The sequence below is a fragment of the Mesorhizobium oxytropidicola genome (genome assembly GCF_056174625.1).
Genome location: NZ_CM149692.1, coordinates 6,419,426 through 6,436,828, shown reverse-complemented (window position 1 = coordinate 6,436,828; position 17,403 = coordinate 6,419,426). Strand labels below are relative to the sequence as shown.

13 protein-coding genes and 3 pseudogenes are annotated in these 17,403 nt (G+C 63.8%); 15 read left to right on the top strand and 1 reads right to left on the bottom strand.

Annotated features, from left to right (window positions below; translation table 11 throughout):
- Positions 1–13: 13 nt before the first annotated feature.
- The 15 genes and pseudogenes from AC0V8S_RS32225 to AC0V8S_RS32155 all read left to right on the top strand — a co-directional run bounded on the left by AC0V8S_RS32225 (position 14) and on the right by AC0V8S_RS32155 (position 16,144).
- Positions 14–1,525, top strand: coding sequence for an aldehyde dehydrogenase (locus tag AC0V8S_RS32225; RefSeq protein WP_475435559.1), 1,512 nt, complete (start codon positions 14–16; stop codon positions 1,523–1,525).
- 29 nt (positions 1,526–1,554) lie between these two features.
- A complete protein-coding gene (locus AC0V8S_RS32220; RefSeq protein WP_183456854.1) occupies positions 1,555–2,631 on the top strand; it encodes an LLM class flavin-dependent oxidoreductase in 1,077 nt (358 codons plus the stop codon).
- Positions 2,632–2,633: 2 nt separating this feature from the next.
- Positions 2,634–3,457: pseudogene (locus tag AC0V8S_RS32215) on the top strand (alpha/beta fold hydrolase).
- A 265-nt stretch (positions 3,458–3,722) separates the two neighbouring features.
- Positions 3,723–4,556 (top strand): transporter substrate-binding domain-containing protein, encoded by an 834-nt coding sequence (locus AC0V8S_RS32210; protein WP_183456856.1) that lies wholly within the window; start codon positions 3,723–3,725, stop codon positions 4,554–4,556.
- Positions 4,557–4,608: 52 nt separating this feature from the next.
- The gene (locus AC0V8S_RS32205; protein ID WP_183456858.1) at positions 4,609–5,583 is read left to right on the top strand and encodes an amino acid ABC transporter permease; all 975 of its coding nucleotides are present in this window, start codon (positions 4,609–4,611) and stop codon (positions 5,581–5,583) included.
- Entirely contained in the window at positions 5,580–6,323 is a 744-nt protein-coding gene (locus AC0V8S_RS32200) for an amino acid ABC transporter ATP-binding protein (RefSeq protein ID WP_475435557.1), read from the top strand. The genes AC0V8S_RS32205 and AC0V8S_RS32200 overlap by 4 nt, the downstream gene beginning before the upstream one ends.
- Positions 6,324–6,646: 323 nt before the next feature.
- Positions 6,647–7,666 (top strand): ABC transporter substrate-binding protein, encoded by a 1,020-nt coding sequence (locus tag AC0V8S_RS32195; RefSeq protein WP_475435555.1) that lies wholly within the window; start codon positions 6,647–6,649, stop codon positions 7,664–7,666.
- A gap of 120 nt (positions 7,667–7,786) precedes the next feature.
- Entirely contained in the window at positions 7,787–8,599 is an 813-nt protein-coding gene (locus tag AC0V8S_RS32190; protein WP_475435554.1) for an ABC transporter permease, read from the top strand.
- 13 nt (positions 8,600–8,612) lie between these two features.
- Positions 8,613–9,414, top strand: a pseudogene (locus AC0V8S_RS32185) (ABC transporter ATP-binding protein).
- Positions 9,415–9,476: 62 nt separating this feature from the next.
- Entirely contained in the window at positions 9,477–11,081 is a 1,605-nt protein-coding gene (locus tag AC0V8S_RS32180; RefSeq protein WP_183465175.1) for a GMC family oxidoreductase, read from the top strand.
- 146 nt (positions 11,082–11,227) lie between these two features.
- A pseudogene (locus tag AC0V8S_RS32175) lies at positions 11,228–12,501 on the top strand (flavin-containing monooxygenase).
- A 44-nt stretch (positions 12,502–12,545) separates the two neighbouring features.
- A complete protein-coding gene (locus AC0V8S_RS32170; RefSeq protein WP_183456870.1) occupies positions 12,546–12,962 on the top strand; it encodes a RidA family protein in 417 nt (138 codons plus the stop codon).
- 5 nt (positions 12,963–12,967) lie between these two features.
- Positions 12,968–13,642: a DUF1028 domain-containing protein gene (locus AC0V8S_RS32165; RefSeq protein WP_183456872.1), complete on the top strand. Its 675-nt coding sequence runs from the start codon at positions 12,968–12,970 to the stop codon at positions 13,640–13,642.
- Positions 13,643–13,667: 25 nt separating this feature from the next.
- On the top strand, positions 13,668–15,158 hold the full coding sequence (locus tag AC0V8S_RS32160; protein ID WP_183456874.1) for an aldehyde dehydrogenase: 1,491 nt from the start codon (positions 13,668–13,670) through the stop codon (positions 15,156–15,158).
- Between the two features lie 50 nt (positions 15,159–15,208).
- Entirely contained in the window at positions 15,209–16,144 is a 936-nt protein-coding gene (locus AC0V8S_RS32155) for a LysR family transcriptional regulator (protein ID WP_027045706.1), read from the top strand.
- Between the two features lie 10 nt (positions 16,145–16,154).
- On the opposite strand, the gene argE is transcribed toward AC0V8S_RS32155, so the two are convergent.
- Positions 16,155–17,321: an acetylornithine deacetylase gene (argE, locus tag AC0V8S_RS32150; protein WP_475435551.1), complete on the bottom strand. Its 1,167-nt coding sequence runs from the start codon at positions 17,319–17,321 to the stop codon at positions 16,155–16,157.
- Positions 17,322–17,403 lie beyond the last annotated feature (82 nt).

Here is a 17,403-nt window from a genome sequence, read left to right as displayed (position 1 = left end):
CAGGACAGACAGCATGAAAACGACGGTCGCATCGCTCGAAGGCTCGCGCCAGAACCTGTTCATCAACGGGGCTTTCGTGGCGCCCAGGAGTGGGCAGTACATCGACAGTTTCGACCCGACCACCGGCAAGCCCTGGTACCAGTTCGCCGAGGCCAGCGCCGAGGATGTCGGCGCGGCTGTCGAGGCCGCGCGGTCCGCTTTCGCGGCGCCGGCCTGGCGGCGCATGACCCAGACTGACCGGGGCAAGCTCGTTCGCCGGCTGGCGGAGCTGGTGCTGGAGCACGCCGACGAACTGGCGCTGATCGAGACGCGCGACAATGGCAAGCTGCTGAAGGAAATGCGGGCGCAGATGCGCGCCATGCCCGACAGCTACACCTATTTCGCCGGCATGGCTGACAAGCTGCTCGGCGACACCATTCCGGTGAACAAGCTCGACATGCTCAACTTCAACCTGCGCGAGCCGATTGGTGTCGTCGGCATGATCACGCCATGGAACTCGCCGCTGATGCTGCTCACCGGCACGCTGGCGCCATGCCTGGCGCTCGGCAACACGGTGGTCGTCAAGCCGTCCGAGCATGCCAGTGCCTCGACGCTCGCTCTGGCCGAGCTGATCATGGAAGCTGGCTTTCCCGCCGGCGTCGTCAACGTCGTGACCGGCACGGGTGTTGTGGCCGGCGACGCGCTGACGCGGCATCCGGGCATCGCCAAATTGGTCTTCACCGGCTCGACCGTGACGGGGCGGCGGATTGCCGCCAATGCGGCGCAGAATCTCATCCCCTGCTCGATGGAACTCGGCGGCAAGTCGCCGCATGTCGTCTTCGGCGATGTCGACATCGACCATGCCGTCAACGGCGTCGTGTCCGGTGTCTTCGCGGCCGCCGGGCAGAGCTGCGTCGCCGGCTCGCGCTGTTTCGTCGAGGCCAGCGTTTACGATCGCTTCGTCGAGGCGCTGGTCGAGCGCACAAGGCGCGTGCGGGTCGGGCTGCCGATGCTGGAGGAAACCGACATCGGCCCGCTGGCGCTGTCGGCCCAACTTGCCAAGGTGGAAACCTATGTCGCCTCCGGTGCGCGCCAGGGCGCCAGGATCGCGGCGGGCGGCAAGCGTCCGCAGGCGGACGAGCTTGCCGGCGGCTGGTATTTCGAGCCGACTGTCATGACCGATGCCGACAACGGCATGGACTTCATGCAGGAGGAACTGTTCGGTCCCGTCGTCGGCGTCATGCCGTTCTCGTCGGAAGACGAAATGATCCGGCTCGCCAACGACACACGCTATGGGCTGGCCTCCGGTATCTGGACACGCGACATCAACCGCGCGCTGCGTTTCGCCAGGAAAGTCGAGGCCGGCACGGTCTGGATCAACACCTATCGCGCCTCCTCCTTCATGTCCGCCAATGGCGGCTTCAAGGAGAGCGGCTACGGCCGGCGCGGCGGCTTCGACGCCATGGAGGAGTTCTCGCGCCTGAAGAATGTCGTCATCGACTATTCGGGCGCCATGCAGGACCCGTTCGTCATCCGCCTTCGCTGACCAAGACCCGATACACTGGGGAGACCGACATGAAATTCGCCGTTTCGCTGACCATGGAGCGCTTCTCGCCCGACATCCCGATGTCGAAGGTGAAGAGCAATCTGCTTGAGCTGGCGCGCATGGCCGACGAAGGCGGCTTCGAGACGCTATGGACGGCGGAGCATCACACGATCGAATGCACGATCTCGCCCAATCCGCTGATGACGCTGACATGGCTTGCCCAGCATACCGAGCAGATCCGGCTCGGTACCTCGACGCTGGTCGCGCCCTATTGGAACCCGATCCGGTTGGCGGGGGAGGCGGCGCTTTGCGATCACCTGACCGGCGGTCGGCTGGAGTTCGGCATCGCGCGCGGTTCGTACCAATACGAGTTCGACCGCATGGCCGGCGGCATGCCGCAGCAGGAAGGCGTTGCCTATCTGAAGGAACTGGTGCCGGCGGTGAAGAAACTGTGGGCGCAGGATTATGCCCATGACGGCCACTACTGGAAGTTCCCGCTCGCCGCTGGCGTCCCGAAGCCGCTGCAGAAGCCGCATCCGCCGATCTGGGTGGCCGCGCGAGACCCGGGCACCTTCGATTGGGCCGTCGGCATCGGCGCCTCGATCCTGTCGACGCCCCTGTCGGCGCCGGCGGCCGAAATCGCGGTGCTCGGCGAGAAATTCCGCAAGGCCGTCGCCGATCATCCGGAGGTGCCGCGCCCGCGCCTGATGATGCAGCGGCGCACCTGCGTCTACGAACGGGCGCAGGACTGGGAGATCGCGGTCGGGCATGCCATCGACTACGGCCGCGCCTTCGAGAACCTGTTCCAGAACATCGGCACCGTGCAAAACGGCTTTCCCGAAGCCGTCCCCTATGAGAGCGTCAAGGGCAAGGACAACTACAATCCCGAGAACATCCGCCGCAACCTGATGTTCGGCACGCCGGACGAGGTGATCGAGAAGCTGCTCGACTATGAAGCGGCGGGCGTCGACCAGTACTGCCTCGGCCTGACGTTCAACCTGCCGTTCGAATTGCAGAAGAAGACGATCAAGCTGTGGGTCGACGAGGTAATGCCGGTCTTTGCCGCGCGCGAGCGCGACAAAGCGCGCCAGGCGGCGAGGGCGTGACCATGGCGCGCACCGGCCAGCTCGATGTCGAAGGCGTGCTGCTCAACTGGCGCCTGGACGGCGAGGGCGGCGTGCCGCTGGTCTGCATCCATGGCGTCGGCTCCTACCTCGAAGCCTGGAATGGCGTGGCCGGGCAGTTGAAGGATCACTTCGCGGTTCTCACCTTCGACCTGCGCGGCCACGGTCGCTCCAGCCGCGTGAAGGGTCGCTACGAGATCGACGATTTCGTCGGCGAGACTCTGGCGCTGGCCGACCATATGGGGTTTGCCACTTTCCATCTGGCCGGGTTTTCGCTGGGTGGCCTGATCGCACAGCGCCTGGCGCTGACGCATGCCGAGCGCCTGCAAAAAATGGTGCTGTTGTCTACGGTCGCCGGCCGCACGCCCGAAGAGCGGCACGCGGTGCGTGGCCGGCTGGCGGCGCTGATGGCGAGCGACGCCTCGGCGCATCACGCCGCCTCGCTGTCGCGTTGGCTGACGGAGGAATTTCAGGACAGCAATCCGGAGATTATCGCGGAGCTGCGCCGGCGGGATGCCGAGAACGACCGCGACTGCTACGTGGCAGCCTATCGCGTTCTGGCCGAAACCGATTTCGGCGGCATTCTCGACCGCATCACTTGCCCGACGCTGATCGTGACCGGCGAGGATGACCAGGGTTCCAGCCCGCGCATGGCGCGGCTGATGCACGAACAGCTGCAAGGGTCGCAACTCGCGATCCTGCCGGACTTCGCCATTCGATCCTGATCGAGGCGCCGGCTCGGGTTGCCGCGGCGATGGGCGATTTCCTGTTGGATCAAGGTGCCAAGAGGGCGGCGGCCCATGGATAGCAACCTTCGCGAGGCAGGAGAGCAACGCCGGCCCCAAGCTTCGCGTGACGCTTCGCCGGCATCAGGCCGGGGCCTTCCCTGTGATCGGGGGAATGGCGACGGCGAACATCCTCCGCGACATCGGAAGACCGGAACGGCCGCGACGTCGCTAAATCCGCGAGCCTTTGGGAGAAGACGCCGACCTGGTCGGCACGAGATTGCGACGTCACGACCGGCTGAACGGAAGTGACCGCAAGTGACTGAACAACAACAGGGGAATACGCACATGACAATCTGGAACAGACGACAGCTGACGATGGCCGCGATGGCGCTTGCGCTTGGCGCATATCCTGCTCACGCCGGCGCTGTGCTCGACCGCGTGATGGCGGCCGGCACGCTCAAGGTGGCGACCGACGCCAACTGGGCGCCGCAATCCTTCGTGAATGCCAGCAACGAGCTGGACGGCTTCGATGTCGACGTCGCCAAGGCGATCGGCAAGCACCTCGGCGTCAAGGTCGAGTTCATCACGCCCGGCTGGGACATCATCACGGCCGGCAATTGGGCAGGGCGCTGGGACATGCATGCCGGCTCGATGACGCCGACCAAGAAGCGCGCCGAGATCTTCGATTTTCCGGCGGTCTATTATTACACACCGGCGGCCGTTGCCGTGCACAAGGACAGCAAGGCGAAGACTTTGGCCGATCTCGACGGCAAGGTGGTCGGCGCCACCAGCACCTCCACCTTCGAGGCCTATGCCAAGAAGGATCTGACGCTCGACGCCGCCGGCGCGCCGCCATTCGAGTACAAGCTCAACCCGAAGGAGGTCCACTCCTACGAGAATTCGACGACCGCCTTCGACGACCTTCGCCTTGGCGATGGCGTGCGCCTCGACGCGGTGGTCTCCTCGCTGCCGTCGATCCTGGATGCGCAGAAGGCCGGCTACCCGATCAAGCAGCTGGGCGATCCGGTATTCTACGAACCGCTGGCGATCGCCATCGAGCGCGGCGATCCCGAACTCTCCGCCAAGATCGCCGACGCCGTGAAGGCGATGAAGGCGGACGGCACGCTGAGCAAGCTTTCCGAAAAATGGTACGGGCAGGATTATTCGAAGACAAACTAGCCCTTAAGGCGGCCTGCCTTGGGGCAGGCCGCCGAACAGCCGGTGCTCAAAGATGCTCTATCCGGATACCGTCGAAGCCGAAATCCTCGTCCACAAACCCTGGTTTGTGGCGACGATGTTCGGCGTCGTTCTGCTGCTCTTCATGGCCTTCAACATGGCGGGCACCAGCTTCGCTGAACTGATGCGTCCGGTGATCGGCGAACCGTCGGTGAGTGGCCTCTACGGCCGCTTTGCCATTGCTTTCGCTATAGCGGTGATCTTCACCTTGAATGTCGTGCTGATCGGTTTCGCGCCGATCAAGTTCCAGATCGGCATCGTCTGGCTCGAACTGCTGCTGCTGTTCATCGCCTTCTTCGAGACGTTCCATCTCAGCCTGCCCTTCATCAGGGAGAAGCTGCCGTTCCTGATCAGCCAGGGCGTTGTCACCACGCTCTACGTTTCGGCGATTTCCATCGTCATCGCCTCGGTCATCGCCGTTGCCGGCGCGGTCGCCAAGCTTTCCAGCAATGGCTTCGCTTACGCCATCGCCAGCTTCTACACCTCCTTCTTCCGCGGCCTTCCGCTGCTCATGCAGGTCTATCTGATCTATCTCGGCTTGCCGCAACTCGGCTTCGTCATCAACGCGGTGCCTGCCGGCATCCTGGCGCTTTCGCTCTGCTATGGCGCCTACATGACCGAGATTTTCCGCTCCGGCATACAGAGTATCGATCGCGGCCAGTGGGAGGCGTCGCGCTCCATGGGTTTCGGCTTCGCATTGACCATGCGCCGCATCATCCTGCCGCAGGCGCTGCCGGTCATCATTCCGCCGACCGGCAACCAGTTCATCTCGATGCTGAAGGATTCCTCGCTGGTCTCGGTCATCGGCGTCTGGGAACTGATGTTCCTGGCGCGCACCCTCGGCCAGAAGACCTTCCAGCACATGGAGATGCTGATTTCGGCCGCCATGATCTACTGGATGCTGTCCATCTGCCTCGAACTGATCCAGGCACGGATCGAGCGGCACTACCGCAGGAGCAAGGTCAGATGAACGCTCATGTCATCATCGAAGCGCGCAACGTATCGAAGTGGTACGGCGCCTTTCACGTCTTGAAGGACATCAACCTGACCGTCCACAAGGGCGAGCGGATCGTCATTTGCGGGCCGTCGGGTTCCGGCAAATCGACGCTCATCCGCTGCTTCAATCGCCTGGAGGCGCATCAGGAGGGCGATATCACCGTCAATGGCGTTGCCTTGCATGGCAAGATGGGCAACGTCGCCGACGTGCGCTCCAACGTCGGCATGGTGTTCCAGCATTTCAACCTGTTTCCGCACATGACGGTGCTGATGAACTGCATGGCCGGCCCGATGTGGGTGAAGGGGGTGTCGGAAAAGGAGGCGCGCAAGACCGCGCTGAAGTTCCTCGAGCGGGTTCGCATTCCCGAGCAGGCGAACAAGTTCCCCATCCAGCTGTCCGGCGGCCAGCAGCAGCGTGTGGCGATTGCCCGCAGCCTGTGCATGGAGCCGGCTGTCATGCTGTTCGACGAACCGACCTCCGCCCTCGACCCGGAAATGGTCTCGGAGGTGCTGGACACCATGACGGAACTGGCCCGCGACGGCATGACCATGGTGTGCGTGACGCATGAGATGGGCTTTGCCCGTGCCGTGGCCGACCGCGTCATCTTCATGGACGCCGGGCAGATCGTCGAGGCCGGTACGCCAGACGAATTCTTCGGCCAGCCACGCCACGATCGAACCAGATTGTTCCTCAGCCAGATCCTGAAACACTGACCGGAGCGTCCCACCGTTTCACGGAAATGCCCTGTCGGCACGGCCTCCAGGGGGCTGCGAACGCCTGCTTCTTCGCGCGGCCATCCCGATACGGTCATCCATGCGCCTAAGGCCCCAGCGCGGTCAGCGCTGGCCTGGTTAGGCCCAGCCTAAGCAGAATTATAGAAAATCATTATTTGTGCATCGCACACAGCGTGCTTTGCTCCCTCCACCGGCTGAAAGAGAACAAAAAGAACGTCAGGCGGCAGCCTTCGGCGATGCGTCCGAAGCGGGTTGTTTTGGCGCCGACAGCGCCTGACCTCAGAAAAAGACAGGGGAACGTGATGACGACAATAATCTCGAAGTTTCGCCGCGCCGCGCTTGCGGCCGGCATTGCGCTGAGCGCCCTTTCGGTGAGCCTCCACGCCGAAGCCGGCAGCTTGAAGCTGGGCATGACGACCTGGGTCGGATACGGCCCGCTCTTCCTTGCGCGTGACATGGGCTACTTCAAGGAAGGCGGCCTCGATGTCTCGCTCGAAATCATCGAGGAAGCATCGATGTACATGGCGGCCGTCGCCGCCGGCGAGCTCGACGGCAGTGCCTCGACCATCGACGAAATCATGAAATACCGTTCGAAGGATGTCTGCTTCAAATCGGTCTATGCCCTGGACGACAGCCATGGCGGCGACGGCGTTCTGGCGCCGAGCGGCGTCAAGAGCGTCGCCGATCTCAAGGGCATGGAAGTCGGGCTGAACGAAGGCTCGGTGTCGCAGTTCTGGTTCAACATCCTGCTCAAGCAGGCCGGTCTCAGCCAGACCGATGTGAAGATCACCAACATGACGGCGGATGATGCCGCCGCCGCCTTTATGGCCGACCGCATTCCCGTTGCCGTCACCTGGGAACCGCATCTGACGCTGGCCAAGAAGGAAAACAAAGGACAGGTGCTGATCGACTCCTCCAAGACGCCAGGCCTGATCGTCGATGTGGTGGCGCTGAACTGCGACTACATCACCAAGAACCCGGCGGATGTCGAGGCGCTGGTCAAGGGGCTCTACAAGGCCAACGAGTTCATCAAGGAAAATCCTGCGAAGGCTTATGAGGTGATGGCCAAGGGCGTCGGCGGCTGGCTGAAGGATCCGAAGGACTTCGCCTCCTCCGCCGCGGGCGTGAACTTCTACGGCAAGGACCGCAATGCCCAATTCTTCGCCGGCGGCGAGACTGGCGAAGCCGGCAAGCTGATCAAGCTCGGCGGCGATATCTGGGCGGCTTCGGCAAGCTCAAGATGGACATCAAATACGACGACCTCGTCGATACGTCGTTCCTTGCGAAGTGACTTGGCCTTGCGAAGTAACCTATCCTTGTAAAGTGAGCTCGCTGGACCGCGGGCCGGGCCTCGCGCCCGCGGTCCATCCGGCCCAAAGGGTTTCCCTGTGACACTGGCACCGAATGCAACGTCTCCCATCAGCCATATCGTGACCACGAGCGTGGAAAAAAATCAGCCCGGTCGATCCGCCTGGAAAGCTGTCACCACGCCTTTTCAGGCCGTGTCGCGCCCTCTCTCCATCACGCTCAGCGTCCTGGTCTGGGGCGCGGTCATCGGCGGCTGGTTTGCCTTGACCTATTCCGGAGCGGTCAAGGAAATGTTCCTGCCGCGCCCGGAATCCGTACTGTTCACCACCATCAACATGGCGCTTGACGGCTCCTTGTGGGAGCACGTGCTGGCCAGCGTCCAGGTGGTGCTGATCGGCTTCGTCATTTCGAGCATCGTGGCGGTGCCGCTTGGGCTAACGATGGGCACCTACCGCATCGTCCAGGCCGCGCTCGACCCGCTCGTCAATTTCATCCGCTATCTGCCGGTGACGTCCTTCGTGCCGCTTTTCATCCTGTGGATCGGCATCGGCATCGAGCAGCGCGTGGCCGTCATCATCTTCGGCATCTTCTTCCAGCAACTGGTGATGATCGCCGACAGCGCCCGCAGCGTTCAGCGCGACCTCGTCAATGCGGCTTACACGCTCGGGACGAAACGCAGCGACACGGTCTTCCACATCGTCTTTCCGGCCACGCTTCCCAACGTGCTCGACGTGCTGCGCGTCACGATGGGCTGGGCCTGGACCTATCTCGTCGTCGCCGAACTCGTCGCCGCGCGCAGCGGGCTTGGCTACATATCGCTGAAGGCCATGCGCGGCTTCCAGGTCGACGTCATCTTCATGGCCATCGCCCTGATCGGCATCCTTGGCCTTTGCACCGACCAATTGTTCCGGGGCATCCGCCGCCTCGTCGCTCCCTGGGCCAATTGAGGAGTTCGTAGACATGGATGCCCTGACACTCGCGACGAAACCGAAGAGCGCCGACATCGGCATCGACAATGTGGTCCTGCGCTACGGCAAGGGCGACAACGCCGTGCTGGCGCTGGACGGCATCTCATTCCATGTCGTGCCCAATGAGTTCTGCGTGATCGTCGGCCCATCGGGCTGCGGCAAGTCGAGCCTGCTCTATCTCATTGCCGGTCTCGAGGAGCGCACCGGCGGCATGATCTCCGTCGGCGGCAAGCCGGTCACCGAGCCAGGCCCGGATCGCGGCATGGTGTTCAGGCCTATACCCTGTTTCCCTGGCTGACCGTGGCGCAGAACGTCGAATACGGCCGAAGCGCAAGGGCATGCCGGCGGCCGAGCGCAGGGCCACCGTCGAGCATTTTCTCCAGGAAGTCGGCCTGGCGAAATTCGCCAACCATTATCCCTCGCAGCTGTCCGGCGGCATGAAGCAGCGCGTGGCGATTGCGCGTGCGCTCGCCAACGATCCGCAGGTGCTGCTGATGGACGAACCCTTCGGAGCGCTCGACAGCCAGACCCGCCACTCCATGCAGAAGCTTTTGCTGAGGATCTGGGACCATTCCAAGAAAACCGTCCTGTTCGTCACCCACGACATTGACGAGGCGATCCTGCTGGCGGACCGGGTGCTCGTCATGTCCGGCCGGCCCGGCCAGATCAAGAAAGAAATCCGCGTCGGCCTCCCGCGTCCGCGCAGCATGGACCTGGTCATGGAGCCGAACTTCATCGCCATGAAGCGGGAAATCCTCGAGCTCTTGAAGAACGACGAAGACGACGAGCACTAATGCATGTCGCCCAAAAGTGACCTCGGTTTTGGGAGGACGACATGCATGAAACGAAGACCGGCATGAGCATCGCGACCGCGGAATTCGACTATATCGTCATCGGCGCGGGCTCGGCCGGTTGTGTCCTGGCCAACAGGCTGAGCGCAAACCCCGCCAATCGCGTCTGCCTCATCGAGGCCGGCGGCAGCGACGATCGAACAAGGGTGCGCGTGCCGGCCGGCATTCTCTCGCTCTACGGCAATCCGACTTTCGACTACGGCTACAAGGGCGTGCCGCAGCCGCTGCTCAACAACCGCCGCATACCGGTCAATCGAGGCAAGCTTCTTGGCGGGTCGAGTTCGATCAACTCGATGGTCTACATCCGTGGCGCCGTGCAGGACTACGACGAGTGGGCAGCGCTTGGCTGCGCGGGGTGGTCCTATGCCGACGTGCTGCCGGTCTTCAAGACGCTGGAGCGCAATCTCCTGTCGCAGAGCCCGGCCTATCACGGCTTCGACGGCGAATTGCTGGTCGACAATCCGCGTGATCCCAACGCCGTATCCAGCCTCTGGGTAGAGGCGGGTCGCAGCGTCGGCCTGCCCGAAAACCGCGACTTCAACGGCGATGGCCAACTCGGCCTCGGCATCTACAACGTCACCCAGGACAAGGGCGAGCGCTTCTCGGCCTACACCGCCTTCGTCCGGCCGGTTCTCGGCCGCTCGAACCTCCAGGTCCTGTCAGGCGTCGAGGTGCTTAATCTGGCGATCGAAAACGGACGCGTGACCGGCGTCAATGTGATCAGGGACGGAGCAGCCCAAAGGCTGTCATGCCGCGCCGAAGTCGTCCTGAGTGCGGGTGCGATCGGATCGCCGCGCATCCTGCTTGCTTCCGGCATTGGCCCGGCCGAAGAGCTGAAGGCGGCGGGGGTGGAACCGGTCATGAACCTGCCCGGCGTCGGCAAGAATTTGCGCGACCATGTCGACGGCATGATCACCGTGCGGTCGAACAGCACCAGGACGCTCGGCCTGTCGCTCGCCAATCTGCCGGCGATGCTGGCCGCACCCTTTCAGTATTTCGTCCGGCGCAAGGGCATGCTGACGACCAATTACGTCGAGGCCGGCGGTTTCGCCAGGACGAAATATGCCGGCGATATTCCCGATGTCCAATTCCACTTTGTCCCGGGCTACCGCAGCCATCGCGGCCGGCTCGTCGAATATGGCCATGGCTATGCCGTGCACACTTGCGTGCTGCGGCCGGGAAGCGTCGGCGCAATCACGCTCGAGCGCGACGGCACCCGCCGCAACGTGCTGATCGATCACCGCTTCTTCAGTGACGGGCAGGATGCTTTGACCCTGGTCGAAGGCATCAAGCTGGCGCGCTCGATCCTGGCTGCACCGGTCTTTGCCGATATTCGCGGACCGGAAATCCTGCCGGGACCCGATGTCGTCAGCGACGACGAGATCCTCGCCTATCTGCGTGCCGAAGCGCTCACCGTCTATCACCCGGTCGGCACGGCCAAGATGGGCAACGACGCCATGGCAGTGGTCGATCCCGCCGGCCTCAAGGTGCGCGGCTTCGACAATCTGCGCGTGGGGGACGCCTCGATCATGCCGACACTGATCGGCGGCAACACCAATGCGCCGTCCATGATGATCGGCGAAAAAGCAGCCAGGGCGATGCTGTCGTAGTCTCGCACTGGCCGGTCTCCTGGCATTTAGGGACAAGCTAACCACTGCCACGTGAAATCGTAATTTTCGCTAATCAGTCCCTCCAGTACACCAGCGATCTGACCTCCTCGCATCCGCAGAAACTCTTGGGGGGAAAGGACGCAGAAATGTCGGTGGAAAAAATAGACACACTTGTCGTCGGCGGTGGCCAGGCGGGGGTGGCTATGTCTGAGCATCTGAGCAAATGCGGCGTGCCGCATCTCGTTCTCGAGCGTGGCCGGATCGCTGAGCGCTGGCGTTCGCAGCGGTGGGACTCGCTCGTTGCCAACGGCCCGGCCTGGCACGACCGTTTCCCGGGCATGGAATTTCCCGTGACGGGTCCCGACGGCTTTCCCTCCAAGGAGGAGGTTGCGGACTATTTCGCCGCCTATGCAAAACAGATCAATGCGCCGATCCGCTGCGGCGTCGAGGTCAAGCTCGCACAAAGAAATGTCGGACGGCCCGGGTTCCGCGTCGAGACGTCGGACGGGGTGATCGAAGCCAACAGCATCGTCGCGGCGACCGGACCGTTCCAGGTCCCCGTCATCCCCGCTCTTGTCCCCGGCGATGCCGGCATTCCGCAGATCCATTCCAGCGAGTACCGCAACCCCGGACAATTGCCAAAGGGCGCGGTGCTGGTGGTCGGGGCGGGATCGTCAGGTGTGCAGATCGCCGATGAGTTGCAGCGCTCGGGGCGGCGCGTCTACCTCTCGGTCGGCCCGCACGACCGCCCGCCGCGCGCCTATCGCGGGCGCGATTTCTGCTGGTGGCTTGGCGTTCTCGGCAAATGGGACCTCGAGACCCCAGGGCCTGGCACAGAACATGTCACGATCGCGGTGAGCGGCGCGCGTGGCGGCGAGACGATTGATTTCCGTCGGCTGGCCGCGCAGGGACTTACCCTGGTCGGCATGACGAAAACATATCAGGACGGCGTGCTGACCTTCGCGCCCGATCTGGCGAAGAACATTGCCCGCGGTGACGCCAACCTGATGTCGCTGCTGGACGAGGCTGACGCCTATGTCGCGCGCAACGGCCTCGACCTTCCGCAAGAGCCCGCGGCCCGTCGGATCGACCCGGATCCCGAATGCCTGGCTAATCCGCTTCGTGAACTCGATCTGGCCGAAGCTGGCATATCGTCGATCATCTGGGCGACAGGCTTTGCCGTCGATTACAGCTGGCTGAAGGTCGATGCTTTTGACGGGAAGGGCCGGCCGAGGCATCAGCGCGGCGTCTCGACCGAACCTGGAATCTATTTCTCGGCCTTCCCTGGCAGTCGCGAAGAGGATCGAGTTTCATCTGGGGTGTCTGGCATGATGCCAAGCATGTCGCCGACCGTATTTCGACGCAGCGCAAATATCTGGCCTATCACGCTGCCGCTCAACGCGAGACAGTGGACGCCTGACCGACGTTGACGACAGCCGCGAGCCCGATCTGATGGAGACCAGCATGGCGCATACGAGAATTCGCAAGTTCAACACCAAGGACACCTATCCCGAGCAGAAGCTCGACAATGATCTGTGCCAGGCGGTCGTCACGCGGGGTGGCCGGACGGTCTATCTGCGTGGCCAGTGTCCTCAGGATCTCGACACCGCCAAGAATATCGACAGCCACGATCCGGCCGAGCAGACGCACAAGGTGATGCAGAACATCAGGCAGCTCATCGAGGAGTGCGGCGGCACCATGGAGCATCTGGTCAAGGTGGTCGTCTACATCACCGACGTGCGCCATCGCGAGGCGGTCTACCGCACCATGGGCGAGTACATCAAAGGCGTGCATCCCGTCTCGACCGGCCTCGTCGTGTCGGCCCTGGCGCGGCCGGACTGGCTGGTCGAGATAGACGGCACCGCCGTCATCCCGGATTGATCCTGATGACGTTCTCAATTGTCGCGCGGTGCAGCCGCACCGGCATGTTCGGCGTCGCGGTGTCGTCCTCCTCACCGGCGGTGGCGGCGCGTTGCGCCTATGCGCAGGCGGGCGTGGGCGCTGTCGCCAGCCAGAACGTCACCGATCCGACTCTCGGTACGAGAGGGCTCGAACTGCTGGCGCGCGGAGCCTCGGCCGCCGAGGCGGTCGCCATCCTGAAGCGCACCGGCGCCTACAGCGAGTACCGGCAGGTGCTGGCTGTCGATGTCGCCGGGACCACCGCCATCCATTCCGGGCCGAGGGCGCTTGGCATCTGGGCGGAAGCGCGTGCGGACAATGTCGCCTGCGGCGGCAACATGCTGGCCCATGATGGCGTGCCGCAAGCCATGGTCGAGGCCTTCCTCGCCTCGGAAGGGCATCTCGGCGACCGCCTGATCGCGACCATGCGCGCCGCGCTGAAGGCGGGTGGCGAGGCGGGTCCGGTCCATTCGGCTGGAATGAAGCTGGTGCGCGAGGTCGCCTGGCCGGTCGCGGACCTGCGCTGCGACTGGAGCGAAAGCTGCCCGATCGAGGAGCTGGCAGCCCTGTGGGATCGCTACAAGCCGCAACTCGATGCCTATGTCACCCGCGCGATCAATCCGTCCGACGCGCCGAGCTATGGCGTGCCGGGCGACGAGTAGTGAGTACGCAGGGGGAGGCGTCCGCATGAGCGAACTCAGTCACAAGGACTGGATCGGCAAGGCATCGGCGATCCGTTTTCGCGACAAGGCGTTCATCGACGGCAAGACGGTTGCCGCGCGTTCGGGCCGCACCTTCGCCAGTATCAACCCGGCCACCGGCGAAACGTTGGCCGAGGTGGCGTCGTGCGGCGAGGAGGATATCGATCTGGCCGTTGCCGCGGCGCGCCGCAGTTTCGAGGCCGGTGTCTGGTCGCGCACCAGCCCGGCGCACCGCAAGGAGGTTCTGCTGCGGCTGGCACGGCTGCTGCGCGAAAACCTGCAGGAGCTTGCCCTGCTCGAATCGCTCGACATGGGCAAGTTGGTCACGGATGCCGCCACCGTTGATGTTCCCGGCTCGGCGGCGATCTTCCAGTGGTATGGCGAGGCCATCGACAAGATCTACGACGAGATCGCGCCGACAGGCGCGAGCGATCTGGTATTGGTGCGGCGCGAGCCACTCGGCGTCATCGGCGCTGTGGTGCCGTGGAATTTCCCGCTCGACATGGCCACATGGAAATGCGCGCCCGCGCTGGCGGCGGGCAATTCGGTGGTGCTGAAGCCCGCGGAACAGTCGCCTTTCTCGGCGCTCAGGCTGGCGGAACTCGCCATGGAGGCGGGCCTGCCGGCCGGTGTGCTCAACGTTGTACCCGGCCTTGGCGAGACGGCCGGACAGGCGCTCGGTCGCCACATGGACGTGGATTGCCTCGCCTTCACCGGATCGACCGCGGTCGGCAAGATGTTCCTGCAATATTCGGGTCAGTCGAACATGAAGCAGGTCTGGCTCGAAACCGGCGGCAAGAGCCCGAACCTTGTCTTCGCCGATTGCGGCGATCTCGATGCGGCAGCCGACATGGCGGCATTTGGCATCTTCTTCAACCAGGGCGAGGTCTGTTCGGCCAATTCGCGCCTGCTCGTGCAACGCTCCATCAAGGATGCCTTCGTGGAGAAACTGGCTGAGCGCGCGGCGGTCACCCAGCCTGGCGATCCGCTCGACCCGGCCTCGAAAATGGGCGCCATGGTCGATGCCCGCCATGCCGCTAACGTCATGCGCTTCGTCGAGGCCGGCAAGAAGACCGCGCGCCTGGTCGCCGGCGGCGATCGCGTCACGGTCAATGGTCGGGGCAGCTTCATACAGCCCACCATCTTCGACAATGTCGCCCATGACGACCCGATCGCCAGGGACGAGATATTCGGGCCGGTGCTCTCGGTCATTGCTTTCGACGCTGAGGAGGAGGCTATCCGCATAGCCAATGACAGCCCCTACGGGCTGGCCGCATCGCTATGGACCGACAGTCTTTCGCGCGCGCACCGCGTCGCCGGCCGGCTCCGCGTCGGCACGGTTTCCGTCAATACGGTCGACGCGCTGAGCCCGATGACGCCGTTCGGCGGTATCAAGCAATCCGGCTTCGGCCGCGACCTGTCGCTGCATGCGCTGGACAAGTACACCGCGCTGAAAACGACATGGATCAAGTACTGAGGCGGAGCGGGCGCTTGATCGCGGCCCCCAAACCGGCAACATAGAAGCCCATGCCGCTACGCTTCACGCTCAGACAACTGGAATATTTCGTCGCCGTCGGCGAAGCCGGCTCCATTACCAAGGCGGCCGAGCAGGTCAATGTCTCGCCGCCTTCGATCTCGGCGTCGATCGCGCAGCTCGAGGCCGAATTCGGCGTCCAGCTTTTCGTCCGCAAGCATTCGCATGGCCTGTCGCTCACGGCCGGCGGGCGCGTTTTCCTGAAGGAGGCCGCCCGGCTTTTGGCCGATGCCGACGCCCTGCACGATATTGCCGGCGACATCGCCGAGAAGGTGCGCGGGCCGCTGGCGGTCGGATGCTTGCTGACCTTCGCGCAGATCGTCATGCCGACCCTGCGCATGAAGTTCGAGCGCGCCTATCCCGAAGTGCGGTTCCGGCAGTTCGAACGCAACCAGGGGCAGTTGCTCGAAATGTTGCAGCGGGGCGAGATCGATGCAGCACTTACCTACGATCTCGAACTGTCGCAGGACACGACGTTCGAACCGCTGATGCTGGTGCCGGCCTATGTCATGCTGCCACAGGGGCACCGCTTCGCCGGCAAGGCTTCGATCACGACGGAAGAACTGGCTGACGAGCCGATGGTGCTGCTCGACCTGCCATACAGCCGCGAATATTTTCTCTCGGCCTTCCAGATGCGGGGCATCAGGCCGAACATTGCCGAGCGCACCGGCGACATCGCGGTGATGCGGTCGATGGTAGCGAACGGCTTCGGCTACGGCATCGCCAACATGCGGCCGCTCAACACGCTGGCGCCCGACGGCAAGCCGCTGGTCTTCGTGCCTCTGGCAGGGGATTTGCGGCCTCTGACCATGGGTGTCGCCTTGCCCAACGCCGAGCACCGCACCCAGACGGTGCAGGCTTTCATCGATCATTGCCGCCGTTTCGTCGTCGAACAGGGCGTGTTCGGCAGCGGGCGGGTTGTGGAATAGAGGCGTTCCGTCACGCAAGCTGAAGCCGGTGATCGGCAAGCCGTTGCAGCAGATTGTCCAGCATGTCGTCGCAGCGGCGTAGCTGTTCGACGCTGACGAATTCGTCCGGCCGGTGCCCTTGCGCCATCGAGCCCGGCCCGCACACGATGGTCGGCGTGCCGAGGTCGCGGCTGAACAATCCGCCTTCGGTGCCGAAGGCAACCTTGATGGTGTCGTTGGCGCCGGTCAACGACTTCACGAAGGCCACGGCCTGCGAATTCGCCGGTGTGTCCAGTCCCGGATAGGTGTTGGTGATCTCGATGTCGATGGCCGCTTCCGGCGCGATCGTTGAAGCGGCAACGGCAATACGCTGCGCCTCCGCGCGCAGGCCATCGAGGATTTCGTCCGGATTGTCGGCCGCGACGTTGCGGATCTCGAAGTCGAGCTGGCAGAGGTTCGGCACGATGTTGAGCGCCACACCGGCATTGATCTTGCCGACGTGGACGGTGGTGTAGGGAATGTCGTAGTCGCCGTCGCGCGCGCCATCGCGCGCCAGCCGGTCCTGTTCCCGGCGCAGTGCGGAGACGAAGTCGCAGCCCAGATGAATGGCGTTGAGCGCCAGCGGAGCGAGCGCCGAATGGCCTTCGCGTCCCCTGCAGAGGGCGCGCGCCGCAAGCTTGCCCTTGTGTCCGGTCGCCACCTGCATGTTGGTCGGCTCGCCGACGATGCACAGCAGAGGCCGGTGCGGCGCGGATCGCAGCATGTCGATAAGGCTGTGTACGCCGATGCAGCCGATCTCTTCGTCGTAGGAAAGCGCCAGATGCAAGGGCGTTTGCAGGCTCATCTTCGCGGCCTTGAGGCAGGCTGCAAGCGCGCAGGCGACAAAACCCTTCATGTCGGCAGCACCACGGCCGTAAAGCTTGCCGGCGCGCGCGGTCATCTCGAAAGGCGGCAGCGTCCAGTCCTGTCCGTCGATGGGGACGACGTCAGTGTGGCCGGACAGCATGACGCCGGGCGCGTCGGCCGGCCCGATGGTGGCGAACAGGTTCGCCTTGTGGCCATCCGCGCTGCGGATGATCTGGCAGGCAATGCCCTGCGTCCCCAGCAACTCCGTCACATAGCCGATGAGGTCGAGGTTCGAGTCGCGGCTGACCGTCGGAAAGGCGATCAGCTTTTCAAGGATCTGGATGCTGTCCATGCGTCTCACGTCTTGTTGGCCGTGCGCGCTATCTAGCATCGCGTGGCCACCGCCTTGAAGTCGCATTTGGCTCAGCCGGGAT